Source organism: Nocardia sp. JCM 38205 (assembly GCF_058222935.1).
Genome location: NZ_JBYHFL010000006.1, coordinates 15,802 through 30,058, shown reverse-complemented (window position 1 = coordinate 30,058; position 14,257 = coordinate 15,802). Strand labels below are relative to the sequence as shown.

At 68.1% G+C, this 14,257-nt stretch carries 15 protein-coding genes; 12 read left to right on the top strand and 3 right to left on the bottom strand.

The window, feature by feature from the left end:
- Positions 1–16: 16 nt before the first annotated feature.
- Both AC4HOU_RS21780 and AC4HOU_RS21775 read right to left on the bottom strand, forming a co-directional pair.
- Entirely contained in the window at positions 17–763 is a 747-nt protein-coding gene (locus AC4HOU_RS21780) for a hypothetical protein (RefSeq protein ID WP_195026205.1), read from the bottom strand.
- Between the two features lies 1 nt (position 764).
- The gene (locus tag AC4HOU_RS21775) at positions 765–1,556 is read right to left on the bottom strand and encodes a hypothetical protein (RefSeq protein ID WP_195026204.1); all 792 of its coding nucleotides are present in this window, start codon (positions 1,554–1,556) and stop codon (positions 765–767) included.
- Positions 1,557–1,636: 80 nt separating this feature from the next.
- On the opposite strand from AC4HOU_RS21775, the gene AC4HOU_RS21770 reads away from it, so the two are divergent.
- The 8 genes from AC4HOU_RS21770 to AC4HOU_RS21735 all read left to right on the top strand — a co-directional run bounded on the left by AC4HOU_RS21770 (position 1,637) and on the right by AC4HOU_RS21735 (position 7,947).
- A complete protein-coding gene (locus AC4HOU_RS21770; RefSeq protein ID WP_195026203.1) occupies positions 1,637–1,789 on the top strand; it encodes a hypothetical protein in 153 nt (50 codons plus the stop codon).
- A gap of 180 nt (positions 1,790–1,969) precedes the next feature.
- Positions 1,970–2,290 carry a hypothetical protein gene (locus AC4HOU_RS21765; RefSeq protein WP_195026202.1) on the top strand — a complete coding sequence of 107 codons (321 nt, stop codon included), beginning with the start codon at positions 1,970–1,972 and terminating at the stop codon, positions 2,288–2,290.
- A 60-nt stretch (positions 2,291–2,350) separates the two neighbouring features.
- On the top strand, positions 2,351–3,049 hold the full coding sequence (locus AC4HOU_RS21760; protein ID WP_195026201.1) for a hypothetical protein: 699 nt from the start codon (positions 2,351–2,353) through the stop codon (positions 3,047–3,049).
- A gap of 276 nt (positions 3,050–3,325) precedes the next feature.
- Positions 3,326–3,946, top strand: coding sequence for a hypothetical protein (locus tag AC4HOU_RS21755; protein WP_490725085.1), 621 nt, complete (start codon positions 3,326–3,328; stop codon positions 3,944–3,946).
- Positions 3,943–4,851, top strand: coding sequence for a bifunctional DNA primase/polymerase (locus AC4HOU_RS21750; RefSeq protein WP_195026199.1), 909 nt, complete (start codon positions 3,943–3,945; stop codon positions 4,849–4,851). The genes AC4HOU_RS21755 and AC4HOU_RS21750 overlap by 4 nt, the downstream gene beginning before the upstream one ends.
- A gap of 148 nt (positions 4,852–4,999) precedes the next feature.
- Complete coding sequence (dprA, locus tag AC4HOU_RS21745; RefSeq protein ID WP_195026198.1) at positions 5,000–5,950, top strand: DNA-processing protein DprA; 951 nt, start codon at positions 5,000–5,002, stop codon at positions 5,948–5,950.
- A gap of 14 nt (positions 5,951–5,964) precedes the next feature.
- Positions 5,965–6,201, top strand: a complete 237-nt coding sequence (locus tag AC4HOU_RS21740; protein ID WP_195026197.1) for a hypothetical protein — start codon at positions 5,965–5,967, stop codon at positions 6,199–6,201.
- A gap of 51 nt (positions 6,202–6,252) precedes the next feature.
- Positions 6,253–7,947, top strand: coding sequence for a ParB/RepB/Spo0J family partition protein (locus AC4HOU_RS21735; RefSeq protein WP_490725084.1), 1,695 nt, complete (start codon positions 6,253–6,255; stop codon positions 7,945–7,947).
- Positions 7,948–8,066: 119 nt separating this feature from the next.
- Here the strand turns inward: AC4HOU_RS21735 and AC4HOU_RS21730 are convergent, their stop codons facing one another.
- A complete protein-coding gene (locus AC4HOU_RS21730) occupies positions 8,067–8,594 on the bottom strand; it encodes a hypothetical protein (RefSeq protein ID WP_195026195.1) in 528 nt (175 codons plus the stop codon).
- 667 nt (positions 8,595–9,261) lie between these two features.
- On the opposite strand from AC4HOU_RS21730, the gene AC4HOU_RS21725 reads away from it, so the two are divergent.
- The 4 genes from AC4HOU_RS21725 (at position 9,262) to AC4HOU_RS21710 (ending at position 13,877) form a co-directional block, all read left to right on the top strand.
- The gene (locus tag AC4HOU_RS21725) at positions 9,262–9,867 is read left to right on the top strand and encodes a DUF4192 family protein (RefSeq protein ID WP_195026194.1); all 606 of its coding nucleotides are present in this window, start codon (positions 9,262–9,264) and stop codon (positions 9,865–9,867) included.
- A 382-nt stretch (positions 9,868–10,249) separates the two neighbouring features.
- On the top strand, positions 10,250–11,278 hold the full coding sequence (locus AC4HOU_RS21720) for a DUF4192 domain-containing protein (protein WP_490725083.1): 1,029 nt from the start codon (positions 10,250–10,252) through the stop codon (positions 11,276–11,278).
- A gap of 176 nt (positions 11,279–11,454) precedes the next feature.
- Complete coding sequence (locus AC4HOU_RS21715; protein WP_195026192.1) at positions 11,455–11,967, top strand: single-stranded DNA-binding protein; 513 nt, start codon at positions 11,455–11,457, stop codon at positions 11,965–11,967.
- A 356-nt stretch (positions 11,968–12,323) separates the two neighbouring features.
- Complete coding sequence (locus AC4HOU_RS21710) at positions 12,324–13,877, top strand: hypothetical protein (RefSeq protein ID WP_195026191.1); 1,554 nt, start codon at positions 12,324–12,326, stop codon at positions 13,875–13,877.
- Positions 13,878–14,257: the final 380 nt, after the last annotated feature.

The window sequence follows — 14,257 nt, the reverse complement described above, 5'->3', positions numbered from 1 at the left end:
CATCACTTATCGGCGGTCAGAACTTCTCGTTGTAGCCGGGAAGCATGACGTCTCCCCACGTGAGCTGTGTTGATCCGCGGTCGCCCCACTCCGCGAACCACCATGGGACAAAGTCTGGATCACCTTTCTGAAGGGCCAGATCCGGCCGCGGCTTCATTTCGGCTGCAACGTCACCGAGCCAGCCCAAGATCCGGCAGCAATCTCGCATCCACAGCATCTCCTCGAGCACTTCCGACAGTTCGTCCTCGGTAATCGTGTCGAGATGCATCGTCATCTGCGACCACGCCGCCAAATCAGGATTCTTGTCATCTGGGACCTGCCGCCAACTGAGCTCCCCTCGATGACCATCAGGCCCCTTTCTCGGTCCCTGCGGTCCACCGAGACGCATGATCGTCATCGTTCGATGGGGCTCTTCGCCAGTGATCGAGTAGATGTACAGGAGATGAGCAAGCTTGTGGCGCACCTTGCCGACCTTGTCGACGGCAGCTGACCATTCATCGTGGGGCCACCGGACACCATAGATCTCGGCAACTTTCCGGATCGTGGCCGGCAACTTCGTCTCGCTAGATGGACGTGCTCCGGGACCGGCCACATGGAAGTACATGAAGTTGACCTCGGCCACAAGGCTTTGCCAGCAGCCGACGACGTTCCACGCACTACGCTCAAGTGATTCGGCCGGATGCCACGCCTCCTCCTCTATCCGCTGCTGCTCGTCGAATCTCCTCGATATGTCTTCGAGACTGTCGTTCGGGGCGTCGTCCACCTCAGCACCCCTTGCTTCGCAGCTCGTCCAGGAATGTCTCCGTGGCGCCCGTGAGCCTCTCCATGAGCTCAAGAGCACCGGTGGGCCGGCCTCCGAATCCAGCGGCGTCGATGTGCTCGATATATGCCGTCTCGCCCGGTAGTTCAACCCATTCCGATCCCGACGGGTTGTCGATCTTGAGCGGAACCAGCAGGCGCGCGCGCCCGAGCACTGCTCCGTCGACGATCGGTTTGGCGGCAGACGTGAGCTCGGCGATTCGAGTGGTGTTGCGGTCGAAGCTCACCTCGCCGATTGACACCAAGACGTGGAGCGTCCTGTGCTTATCGCGATTGACGAGGTCGTTCAGAATATGCAGGCCGCCCTGCTGTGGGTCCTGCTGATGGAACGGTTGTTTGTCGTAGACGTGCGCCCACACGGCCGGGTCCACCCACTTGCTGTACCTGCCATCGACGCCTGCCCAGTCCTTCGCGTTGAGGATGACGGGGAACTGGACGGACTTCTTTTCCTTCTCAGTCAACGAATGTCGAGCAGCAATATGGCCATACAGGGCGTGGTCGAGTGCTGCGCGCAAGTTGGTCAGGATGTCACCAATCGCGAGGCCCCAGTCCTCGGAGGGCGGAGGCTGTTTCACCCTGGCTACGCACTCCACGATCACCACCGCCGAATCGAGCGGATCCTTCTGCTGACGAATCCGGAAGGTGACCGCATTGCTGTCCCTATAGTTCTGCATGTCCGTCCGAAGCTCGGCGAGGTGCTTCTTCGCTCTGCCCAACTTCGCGTAAGCGCTCTGCATGGCAAGACCATAGGCGCATCGCGTTGGTGGGGCGATCGAATTGGGTCGTCCGCGCACCCCTGCTCCGTACCGTCCGGCCCATGACCGTGTTGATCCTCGTCCTGTGGGTGCTGGCCGTCGGCCGCGTTACCCGCCTGATCACCCGCGACAAGCTGACTGAGCCGTTCCGTACCTGGGTTGTCACCCGCCGCGGTGTCGACTCGCAGATCGCGTACCTGGTGCACTGCTCGTGATGCTCCAGCATCTGGGTCGCGTTCGCCACCGCGCCGACCGCCGTCGCGTTGTCCGGGTTGTCGTGGTGGCTGCTGCCGATCGTCGCGCTCGCGGCCTCGCACGTCAGCGGCCTCGGCTCTCTTCTCGACGCCGACTAACCGCGGTGGGCCGTGCACGGCGGGTGATTAGCGTCCGCGACCATGGCCCGGATCTTCGCGCGACGCAAACCCGCTGTGACCGCTGCCGTGCAACCGGTCCGCGACCCCGCCAAGGCCTTCCGCACCCAGCTTGGCAAGACCGGCACCGGCGCCTGGCAGCCGGAATCGTGGGAGATGTACGAGCTGTGCGGCGAGCTCCGCTACATCTGCACCTGGGTATCGAGCGCCCCGTCACGGTGTCGGCTCGTCGGATCCGAGATCGACCCGGAAACCGGCCGCTCACCCACGCTCACAACACCACCCCACTATCGCGGTAACAGCCGACGCATCGAGCGCGGCTCCCTGTGTTCACCGTGCCTCTGACGCCCGTTCGCATCTTCATGCCGACAGATGTGCTGTCGCATCGCCACGAAAGGTACCCCCATGACCGACGCACCTCGCCGACACCGGCCGTCAACCGCCGGCAAAGTTCCGGTGCCGACGCGGCTGGCCGGCGCTCCGACCGCGCAGGGCATGGTCGTTCCGATCATCACCCTCGCGCACCGCGACCGCACCCGGCCGGTGTGGGGCAAACTCGACCTCGCCCGTCAGCAACACGCGCTGCGTCAACGCCTGTGTCAGATCTGCGGCGAGCCGCTCACCGACCCGGTCGTGCTCTACATCCGGCCCGCGGACTACCTGCGCGGGGTCGCTGCCGAACCCGGCATGCACCCCGAATGCGCGCACTACTCCCGACAGGCCTGCCCCATGCTCGCCGGAACCCAACACCACTACAACCCCAGCAGCAACAACACCCGCCGCTGCTCCGACCCGGAATGCCGCTGCCGCTACTGGGCCCCGCACGAACCCGACCCCGCCGCCTCCGCGCGCACAGCGAGCGCGGCCGAGGCCTGGTATGAGGCATGGATCCGGCTCGGCGACTATCACCTCACGACATCACCTGCTGACGGCGACGACCACGAGATCAGTGGAATTACGCTCCATCACAATATGTTTCGGCGGCTACGCAAGATCCGCGATGCCGCATCCGACACCACATCTCAACAGTCAGGCGACGTGTTGGCCTTGTGGGCAGCGACCCGCGCGCTGTCGGGGTTGCTCGACGGACACGGCAAGAACTGACCGGTTGTTCTCCACAGTTGTGGAATCCCCTGTGGAACAACCATCGCCGAGGCCAACCTGCATGGTCGGCGCACACCAGCCGTCCGTGCGCGGCCTCTTGCTGTCCGCGCCGCCGGCCTCGTGTCGGTGTCGACAACCCATCGCCTCCGTCCTGCGTCTGCGCAGGGCCGCCCCATGCAGGCGCGGGTCATGCGACCGGTTGCCGATGCCGATTCGTGCGCGACCCGCAACCACGGCCATGCCGTGCCCGCCTGTCCAGAAATCGGAGACGATGCTATGACCACTGACCACTCCGCTTGCGCCGACGCTGTCTTCATGGAGACAGCCCGCGCGATCGCGGCCGCCCTCGGTCCGGGTTGGACGGCCGAGCGCAGCTACACCGTCGACCGGAAGGCCCGGCTGATTGGTCCAGATGAGCAGCGACTGTTCATCATTCATGGCGATGACAGCCACCGCCGCAGCGACCGTGGACATCTGCGTGTGGTGACCAGCTACGGACAATTCGCTCGCTACCTGCACCCGGGGGAAGGCGGGCAGTTCATCACCGTCGCCGCCGTCCGCCCTGCCGAGGACATCGCTGCCGCTATCACCAGCCGCCTGCTTCCCGACTACGTGCGCATCCTAGGCCTGTGCCGGGGTCGGGCCCGCGCCGACGACGCCGCGATCGCCCGCCGCCGCACGACCCTCGACGCCCTGGCCGCCATCCTGCACGCCACGATGGCCGATTCCGACCGTGCCGTGTTCGGCCAGTCCTATGATCCCATCCACGGCGAGGTAGCGGTCCTCGACGCTGCCACAGTCGCTTTCAGGATCGAGGCGAGGAAGACGGCCGCTGTCGGGGTCGCGACCAGCATCGCCGCCCTCAACACAGGCTCGAATCAGGCCAACGGTCGATGACCAGTGTCCACACCAGCGAGTTGCTACCGGCCGCTCTCGCCCACGCGGCGCAGGGTTTCTCGGTCTTCCCGCTGCACCCGAACTCCAAGCGACCGGTCATCACCCGCTGGGAACAGCACGCCACCCGAGACCCGGCACGCATCCGTACCTGGTGGTGGCGCCGCCCCAACGACAACATCGCCATCGCCTGCGGACGGTCGCGGCTGCATGTCCTCGACCTCGACACCAGCCACCACACACCCATGTCGAACACCGCCCCCACGGCGGTGGAGGGGCAGCAGACGCTGGCGCGCCTGGCCGCCGACCATAACCGGGCACTGCCCGTGCCGACCTACACCGTCATCACGCCCTCCGGCGGGATGCACCTCTACTACGCGGTACCGGTGGTGCCGGCGCTGCGCAACAGCTGCGGTCGCCTCGGCCCGCATATCGATTCCCGTGGTCACGGCGGGTATGTCGTCGCCGCTGGATCCACCCTGCCCCACGGCCGGTACCGGATCGTCGACGACCGAACCCCGATCCCGTTGCCCGGCTGGCTCGCTCAGCTGCTCACCAGCAGCCCTGCTCCTGCGGCAGCCCCTAACGCGCGCAAGGTGATCACGCATCCGGATGCCTATGTGCGGGCCGCGCTGACCAACCAGGCCGCCCGTATCCGCACTGCCCGCACCGGCACCCGCCACCGCACGATCCTGCTCGCCGCCAACAGCCTCGGCCGCCTCGTCGGCGCCGGGCTCCTCGACCACGACCACGCCTACACGATCCTGGCCGACGCGGCCCGCATCCATGTCGGGGTGGACGCATTCACCGACACCGAAGCCCACCGCACCATCACCGACGGACTCTCCTGGGCCGCCGCCCGCGCCACCGGCACTGGCCGACCGCGCCATCCCCGGCTCACCGTCTGACCACCGCCGTCGCGCACAACTATCAGCTGCCCTTCTCGGCCGCATCCCGGCCCGCCGGCCGAACCGCGACCACCTCCACATGCCGGCGGGCCGGCTGTCGGCGAAGCCGTGCCGGGTGATCCGAATCCGCGGATAGACAGGAGCTTTCATGAACCAGTACGCGCGCCGATCCAGCGACCGTGAGCATCGGCCGGGGCGTCATGTGTGGGCTGTGCTGGCCCGCGCCGCGGTCACGACCGACCATGCGATCGGGGCGCTGGTCGCCGAGCTCGGCGCCGACGCTGCCGCGGCCCATCTCACCGACGACCCGCCCCGATACGGTTTGCCCGCCGAGCTCGCGGCGCTGGCAGCCGAGGACCTCGAGCAGGCCGCGCGCGTGGGTGCACGCCTGGTGACACCCGCCGATGAGGAGTGGCCTGGCCAGCAGCTGAGCATCCTCGACGCACTACACGTGGGTGCGCGGGCGCCGCTGGCGTTGTGGGCCCGCGGACCGCACCGTATGAACGCCTTCCTCGATCGCACGGTCGCGGTCACCGGATCCCGGGCCTGCAGTGCCTACGGTCGCCACGTCGCCCAGGAGTTCGCCGGGTATTTCGCCGACCGTGGGTGGACGGTGATCAGCGGCGGCTCCTTCGGCATCGACGCCGACGCCCACCTCGCCGTCCTCAACCGCTCCGGCGCCACGATCGCGGTACTGGCGACCGGTATCGACCGCCTCTATCCGACGGGCAACCAGCATCTATTGAGCCGTATCGCCGAGCACGGGCTGCTCGTTTCCGAGTACCCACCGGGCACACCGCCGCTCAAATCCCGCTTCCGCGAACGCAACCGGCTCGTCACCGCGCTCGCGCGGGGCGTGGTCGTTGCCGAAGCTGCTGTACGCAGCGCCAGCACCGACACCATCGACTGGGCCCACCGGCTCGCGCGACCGGTGTTCGCGGTACCCGGATCGATTTTCTCGGCCACCTCGACTGGCTGCCACGCCTTCATCCGCGACGGCCGCGCCCGCCTCGTCACCGACCCCTCGCAGGTCATCGACCACCTCACCGGCCACGACCAGCCCACCCGGGCGCACGCCAAACCATCCCCCGCACGATGATCAGGAGGTCCCTCATGCCCACCGCCGCACCGACCGTGCCCACCATCGACCGGTCCGAGTTCGACCAGCTCGCCCACCTCGGAGCCGCCGGCGGCGTCTCGGCACTCACCGACGATGACGCCATCGCGCGCTGGCGCAGCGAGTACCCCGAGTGGCGCGGCCGGTACTGGGCGTTCCTCGACGACGGATACGACGTGCTGCGCCTGCACCCGATCAACGTCGCCCGCGCCCGCACCCCCGACCGCGCCTGACCGGTGCCCGTCTCTGCCCGATCCCATCGATCACAGCTCGGAGGAAACCCCATGACCGCTACCCTCGCCGAACCGGCCGCACCCGACACCGCGCAGCCCCCGACACCGACACCCAGCGATGCCAGCGACGCGACCGAAACCGTCGCGGCGGACGCCGATAACGCCGCCACCGACACCGACACCGGAGCAGAAGCAGTCGTTCCCCCGATCGGGGTCGGCGCCGATTTCCGCGACCCGCGGGAGCTGGTGATCGGTGAAAACGTCCGCCGCAGCGTCGATCTCGCCGACCACCTTGATCAGGTGGCCTCGGTCCGGCAGTTCGGTGTCCAAGCCCCGGTGCTGGTGGAACGCGAAACCGACGGCACCCTGCATGTCCTCGACGGTCAAGTGCGTGTCCTGGCGGCAATCGAGGCCGGCTGCGCATTCATTCCGGTGTGGGTCACCGAGGCGCGCACCGACCTCACCCGCGAGCAGCGGCGCATCGACCGGGCCATGCGGCAGATGAACCTCAACGTCCGCCGCATCGACCTCACTGAGAGCGACTACGCCGCCGGTGTCGCGTTCATGCTCGACATCGGCGCGTCGGCCACCGACGTCGCCGACGGGTTGCAACGCCCGCGCTCGGAGGTCCGCAAACTCGGTGCCGTCGGCCGGTCCGCCACCGCGGCCCAGCTCGCCGATGACAACCAGCTCGGCCTCGATCAGCTCGCCGTCCTCGCCGAGTATGACAACCTCGGCGACACCGACGCCGTGGAACGGCTGCGGTCGGTCTCCCGTTACCAGTTCGCGCTCGTGGCCAAATGCATCGCCGCTGAACGCGACTACACCCGCCGCCAACTCACCGCCGCCCTCCCCTACGGCGTCTGCGGGTTCGGCGTCCTCACCGACGAGCCCGACACCACCTCCGACCAGGCCCGCTACCTGCCCACCCTCGACGTCGAAACCACCGACGGCACACCGGTGGATCCCGACCTCATCTACACCGACCCCGCTCGCTGGGTCGTCCATTTGAGCGTCGAGGACGACGCCGACCTCGTCGACGCCACCACCGGCGAGCTCGTCGACCCCGACAGCGTCGACTGGAACCTCACCCGCGGCGAACCCGATGCCGAACCGGCAGCAGGGCTGCGGCACCCCGACACGGTCACCCGCCGCGACCGCTGGTCACCGACCTTCTACTTCCCCGTCGATCAGCTCGATGCGAGCGGGTTGCGCCCGATCACGGTGCGCGGCGATGACCCCGAATCGGTGCACGCGGCCGAAGCCGAGGCTGCCGCTCGGGAGGCCGCGCGGCAGGCCAGGCGGCGGGTCATCGCACTCAACATCCGGGGCGAAGCAGCCAACAAGCGGCGGCTGGAGTTCCTGTCGAGCTACCTGCAACGGCGGACACCGCCGAAGCAGGCCGCCCGGTTCGTGGCCGAGCACTTGGCTCGCGAACTCGACACCTCCGAGCTGCAGCTGGTGACCAAGCTCCTCGGTGTCGGTGGCTCCCGCGAGCAGTTGCTCAAAGCCATCGCCGACGCACCAGTCAACCGCGCCTGGGTGATCGCGCTCGCGATGGTCATCGCCGCGCACGAGACCCCGCTCGGCAAGAGCTTCTGGCGCGACCACTCCGCCACGACACCGGCCTACCTGCATCTGCTCGCCGAGGTCGGTGCCGGCGGGGACTACACCCTCGACAAGGTCGAACAAGCCGCGGCCGGCGACATCGACTACCACGACATCGATATCGACACCGCAGCCTGACCCGCCTCGCGCGTCGAGCGGCCCGGCGCCCCCGCGAGTCGGGCAGCTCTGCGCTGTCGGCTCGTCGGGGCGTCAGCGGCGGTCGGGCCGTGAGCTCAACACAGCCGACGCGCTCGGCGCTACCAGCGGCCGCGTCGGCCGCCGAGTAGCACCATGAACAGTGGGGTCGTCAGATCGCGGGGCCAGTCGATCTCGGTCAGCTCTGGGTCTGCGGTCAGCAGCAGCAGTGAGTCCACCCTCCCGGTCCGGGCGTAGCGCACAAGCTGGTCTTGCACTGCGTCGGCGGTCCACAGGCTCGCGGTCTTCACCTCGATGCCGGTTCGGTGTCCGTCGTCGTGGTAGGCGAGGAAGTCGATGCGACTGCCTCGCGCCGCATGTGTTCCGACCGCGAGTTCGGCCTCATGCTCGATGGTGACCTCGTCGTAGGCGCCACCGGACTGCCACACCTGGTCGACGATCTCGTGAAGCTCGTCCTCATTGCAGTAGCGCGGGTCGTCGTAGTAGTCGACGAAGGGCTCGACCAGCAACCGGACATAGCTGTCCCACACCGATGAGTCGACCAGATCCCCCGGTCGCACACAACACCGCCGCACGTAATGCCGGTCGATGTAGTCGAATTCGTCTCGACCGTAGCTGGCCTCTGGCATCAGGACCCCCTCGTATCGTCTCTGGAACGCCAGGATCGCATGGGGCACCGACACATTCGGCTGACACAACTCCACACCGCGTCGACGATCGGTACCGATTCACCGCCGAGGAGCCGAGGGCAACGCGATGCCTCAGCCTGCCAAGCCGCTCGACCGCCAATCACCTGCCCCCTGGCGCAGCCACGCAGGCGGGTGACCCACCGCGCAAGCCGACCGTATCCGTCCTGTCCGAGCCGCATCCGACACTCGGCGTCGCCGACGTAGATCTCCTGATCCGCCAGCTGTTTCCGATTTCTGCGCGGACAGCGCGCGATCTACGGCCATCACTGATTGCTCACTCACCTGGAGGTGGACTCTGTTCTCCTACCGTGCGATCTGGCAGATCGACATCCGTGCTCGAGATCCCCTGCATGCCGCCCGCAGCGCATGCGCCATCCAGCGTGACCCGGACTCACCGGCCACTGTCTTCGACATCATCGATGAGTTCGGCACCACCTTCCGCGTGGACCTGGCCGAGGACAACCCGCACCTCGACGCCCAACCGATCCTCGCCACACCACCCATGCCCACATGGATGGCACGGCTGCTCCCCCGGCGGTTCCGGCGCCACCGAATCCGCTCCCGCCCATAACCGAGTTACTGCGGCGGGAAGAGAAAGGAGCCCTGAGTGGAATTCGACGTCCCTGGTCAACTGATCGCCTCACTGCGCTTACGAGCCGATGAAAGCTGGAACGTCCTCACTCACCGTGACCAACCGGCGATCGTGCTTGCCGGCGTGGCCCTGACCGAGAATTCGGTGGCACATCTGCACGGCTACGCCCGCCTCGGGCTCTACGACGACGATGGCCGGTTCGATCTCGACCAGATTCGCGCGCACCTACGATGGCTCGGCCGCAACGTACAGCCGGATGCGATGTTCGCTCTGATCGTCGACGGCCATGGACCATTCCGACGGCACCCCTGCCGGGACTACGGCCCTGTGCTCGCCGAGATCAGCGCCCTCGCACACTACTCCGGCTGCGAACTGGCCCACGCCTGGCACGTGCACTCGCTCGATCCGGGCAGCAGCTGGACCAGTCTCACCGCACCGAACCGCAGCGGCATCATCATCGTCCCCCCGACACCACAAGCGGACACCCAGGCGGTGTTCACCGACAGGTCGCCCAGACACGGCTCTCACATCGTCAGTGAGCAAATGCTGCTGGAGGCGCTGGAATTTCTTGTCGAGCGAGTCCGCGGTCTGGACACTGAGGCACTGCCTCGCCGGGTGTAGCCGTCGCCTTTCCGCCGAGGCGAGGGCACAACCCGGTCGCCGATGCGCGCGCAGCCACGACCGATAGCAGCGGCACCGAGGCGATCGACCTTGTACCAGGCCATGCGTCAGCACCGATCTCCGCCAGCCGTGCCGGGACGGTGCCCAGTCGCACAACAGGGCGGGCATCCGATATCTCGACCGCCCGCAGACTACGCGCGGCCTACGAGCTCGGTCCCGCCCGTTCGGTTTCCCGCTGTCGTACACCCGGCGCCGCGACGGCGACAGTCCGCCTCAATCCGCTAGGCGGTTGTGTCCGTTGCCGCAGTGCGGTTGGCCGCTTCATCGACTCTTGAGGAGTGTCATGTCCGAGTCCACGGTTCGCGTCGACGATCCTGGCGATTTGATCGCGGCGATCCCCTCGATGCTGTCGTTCCCACCGACGCGCTCGCTGGTGGTGATCACACTGCGCCACCGCGACGTGGCCGGCCGCGACCGCGAAACGCTGATCGAAACGGTCGCTCGTTTCGACCTCGGCCCCGACCCCGAGCGCCTCGCCCGTACAGCGGTGCGAGCATGCATTCGCGGCACCGATGCGGTCATGGTCGTCTTCGTCGACGACCGCGCAACACCGGAGGATGCGCAGACCCAGCGTCGGCTCTTGCGCATCTTGACTGACGGGTTCACCGACGCCGGGGTGCGGGTAGCCGGGGCCTGGGCCACGTCCCGGATCGAGGCGGGCGTGCCGTGGCAAGCGGTCACGAACCCGGCTTTCGGTGGGACGCTGCCAGATCCGATGTCGGGCGCCGTCGCCGCAGCCACCGCCGCCGGTGGCGGGCCGATACGCCGCTCGCGGGAGGAAATCACTGCCCTCGTTGCTCTCGATTCGTCCGCCGCCGCACAGCTCGACACCGTTTTGCCGGTCGCGCTCGATGAGATCCATCAACGGTGGCGCCTCGCCAGCGACCGGGGCGAGCTCGACGCTATTCGTCGGGAAGCGATCGAGTTCATCCTCGACCGCGTCCGCGACATCAGTCGCGGTGAGCACCCCAGCTCCGACGATCTGGCTCGGATCGCTCTCACCGTCGGCGATGGTTTCGTCAGTCTGGTCATGCTGGCGGTGTCGGCGGGCGAGCATGCCCACGCTGCCGAAGCATTGTGGCTGCGGCTGACTCGCTGTCTGCGCGGTGCTGTGCGCGCCGAACCTGCGGCCCTGCTCGCATACAGCGCCTACCTACGTGGCGATGGGTCACTGGCCACCAGCGCAATCAAGGCAGCATTCGCCGCCGACCCCGATCACCCGCTCGCAGACCTGCTCGCCGACGCGCTGCGCGACGGTTACCCGCATTCAACGCTCCGCGCACTTGCCGACCGCGGAATCGACACCGCCACACAGCTCGGTATCGACCTCCCCCGTCACGCGTCCACCTGACTACCGATCACGCCCAGCCCGGCAAACACGCCGTGCCCACCCAGATGCCCGATCTCGATCCCGATCCCGATCCACCTGATCTGACCGTCGGGCGCAGTTCTAAGGATCCCCCGTATTCCATGCCCGCCCATTCCGAGGGCATGCCTGTTTTTTGTCACCGAAGGAGATACCTGATCATGGCCGCAGACACGAACCTTCCCCTTATCGGCAATCTGACTGCCGATCCCGAGATCCGCTACACCCCGGCGGGTGTGCCGGTGGCGAATTTCACCGTGGCCTCCACGCCGCGGGTGTTCAACCGCGCCGCCGGTGAGTGGATCGATGGCGAGGCGTTGTTCATGCGGTGCACCGCGTGGCGGGAGATGGCCGAGAACGTGGCCGAATCACTGACCCGGGGTTCGCGGGTGATCGTATTCGGCCGGTTGAAGTCACATTCGTGGACCACCGAGGACGGGCAGCGGCGCTCCCGAATCGACCTCGAGGTCGACGAGGTCGGTCCCTCGCTGCGGTTCGCCACCGCGAAAGTCACCCGCACCCCGCGCCCCTCGACCGCTACCACCGCGACGACGACCGCGGCGGCGGACCGGTCGGGGGATCTGGTCGGCGCTGGTGTCGGCGCCGATCCGTGGAGCGGCAACAACGCGGGGTGGGGCGTGGCAGGTCCCGGCGACGACAGTCCGGGGTTCTGACCGAAAAGGTGCTGTTACAGGTGATGACTGGAGGTGGGTGAGGGCTGACCGTCTGGCCGCTCGCCCCGCCCATCGATTGCTACCGGACCGGACCCCGACACGGCTGCGGGCCCGCGCCCGGACGTCCCCGAATTCCCCAGCGCACCGTCACGCCTTCATCCGCCGGTTTCTGGGTTGTGCGCGGGAAATTCGGGGCCGCCCGCGTGGCCGCGTTCCCTCCACCGTGTCGGGGTCCGGCCCGGTCGGCGGCTCTCAGGCGGGTCGACCGACCAGCCGCCCAGCCCTGTGGCCGGGGTGCGTGCGTTCGAGCGTGCGCCCCGGCAGCGGGCTCTATCCATTACTCGAGAGGAATCGTGATGACCGCACCAACCCTGACCAGCCCCGCCTCCACGACCCCGTTCACACTCGCGCTGGCCGAGATCGACGAGCTGCTCGCGACCGACCCCACCGCAGCACGCGCCCGATTCACCGCCGCCCTCGCCGTAGCGTCGGAGACCGAACGCGAACTCCTCGACAAGGCAGTCGACCGGTTCACCCGCTCACCCTACGATGTGGCGGCCCGCCAGCTCGGCTGGATGGCCAAGAGCCGACCCGAATTCCGCGCCCTCATCGCCCACCTCATCACCGACACCGACCCCGGGCTCTACCACCCCGACCAGGGCGCGCCCACCGAGGTCGGCATCGAGGTCGCCGAATGGGTCAGCCGCCAAATCCGCCAGCGCCGCGCCAGCGAACGCCCCCACGCCGTCCCGTCCCCCACCACCGACGCCGCCCGGCTCGCACCCGCCGCCGTCGCGAAGCGGCGCGCCCGCCGCGGCATCACCGGCCCGGTCGATCTGCGTCACCGCGACCGCGACCGCCGCACCCGCGAGCATCGCCGCCGCGGCGACGACGAGTTCGCCGCCTACGCCGCGACCCGCCTCTACGCCATCGACGACCACACCGAACCCCACGGCGACCCGGTCATCGCCGACCCTGGCAAGCCCGGCCACTTCGTGTGGACGCACGTGCAGGCTGCGCTGTGGGACCGCTCCTACTTCCTCCACGTCGCCCAGGACTACTGCGACCGCACCCGGGATCTGCTCACCCCGCCCGAGTACGCCGACCGCACCGCCGCCGACGCCGCCACCGGCCGCGACGCCACCCTCGACGCGGCCGCCAACACCTTCCTCGGCGAACACGCCACCGACCCGGCACCGCCGCGGCGGCGCACGAGCTGGCGCAACAACACCGTCTGGGCGAAGGTCAGCACCGGCGACCAGCGCCGCTTCGCCGCCGCCCGCACCAGGCTCCGGGTCCCCGACGACTACGACGAGCTTCTCCCCTACACCCAGCTCGACGAACCCGAAGCCACGTGGGAAGGCTCCGGCCTCGACTACGACCGCGCCGTGCTCGTCTCCTACCTCGGGTGGCCGTGCGTGGTGTGCTGGATCGACCGCAGCGCCACCGACCGCCGACCGGTCCACGTCCGCGACGGACGCTGCGTCAGCGACGACGGGCTCTGCGACGTCTGCCGCGCCGACGGCCACCCCGGCATCCCACCCCTGCCCGCGCAGTGGACCACCCAGCAGTTCATCGAATCCCGCTGCGCCCACATCGCCGCCACCTATCCGCGCCAGGCACGTGCCCTGCTCGACCGAATCCGGGCCGCCTCCGCGAATTCCGGCAGCCCCGCCTGGCGGATCATCACCCGATGGATGGACGCCCACCTCGAACGCCCCGAACCCGCACCCCGGACCGCGAACCGGCCCAGCACCCGGCGACGCCGTACCACCCTCGGAGCCGGACAGCGCGTGACCCGCTGCGACGCCTGCGCCCAAACCACGGTCGTGCACGCCGACGGCTACTGCACCGACTGCCGAACCGCTCTCGGGCTCGTCGTACATCGCGTCCGACCCAGCGCCGCTTAAGCACGGCAGGTCCGGGGCCGCTGTGAGCGCCATCGTGCTCACAGCGGCACAGGCCATCACCCTCGCCGAGCACACTCGACTTCTCGCGCGCTCTTTACCCGCATGCCCGGCCTCATGCCCCGTCTTCGACTCCGGTCCGTCGCGGTGACAACTCCTGCGGCGGACCGGGCACCACCCCGGTCACACTCACCAATCCACCCCACCCTCATCGCACGCCACGCCCTCACATCCAAACCCACCACCACATCACGCCCGACACACTTCACCTCCCCACTCCATCCTCACCCCCTTGCTCCTCTCACCTTTACAACAAGCACACCTCTTGCATCCAGGATCACTTTCCGGACTATCGCCGGAAAGGCGACAGAAGCGCGCTCCTC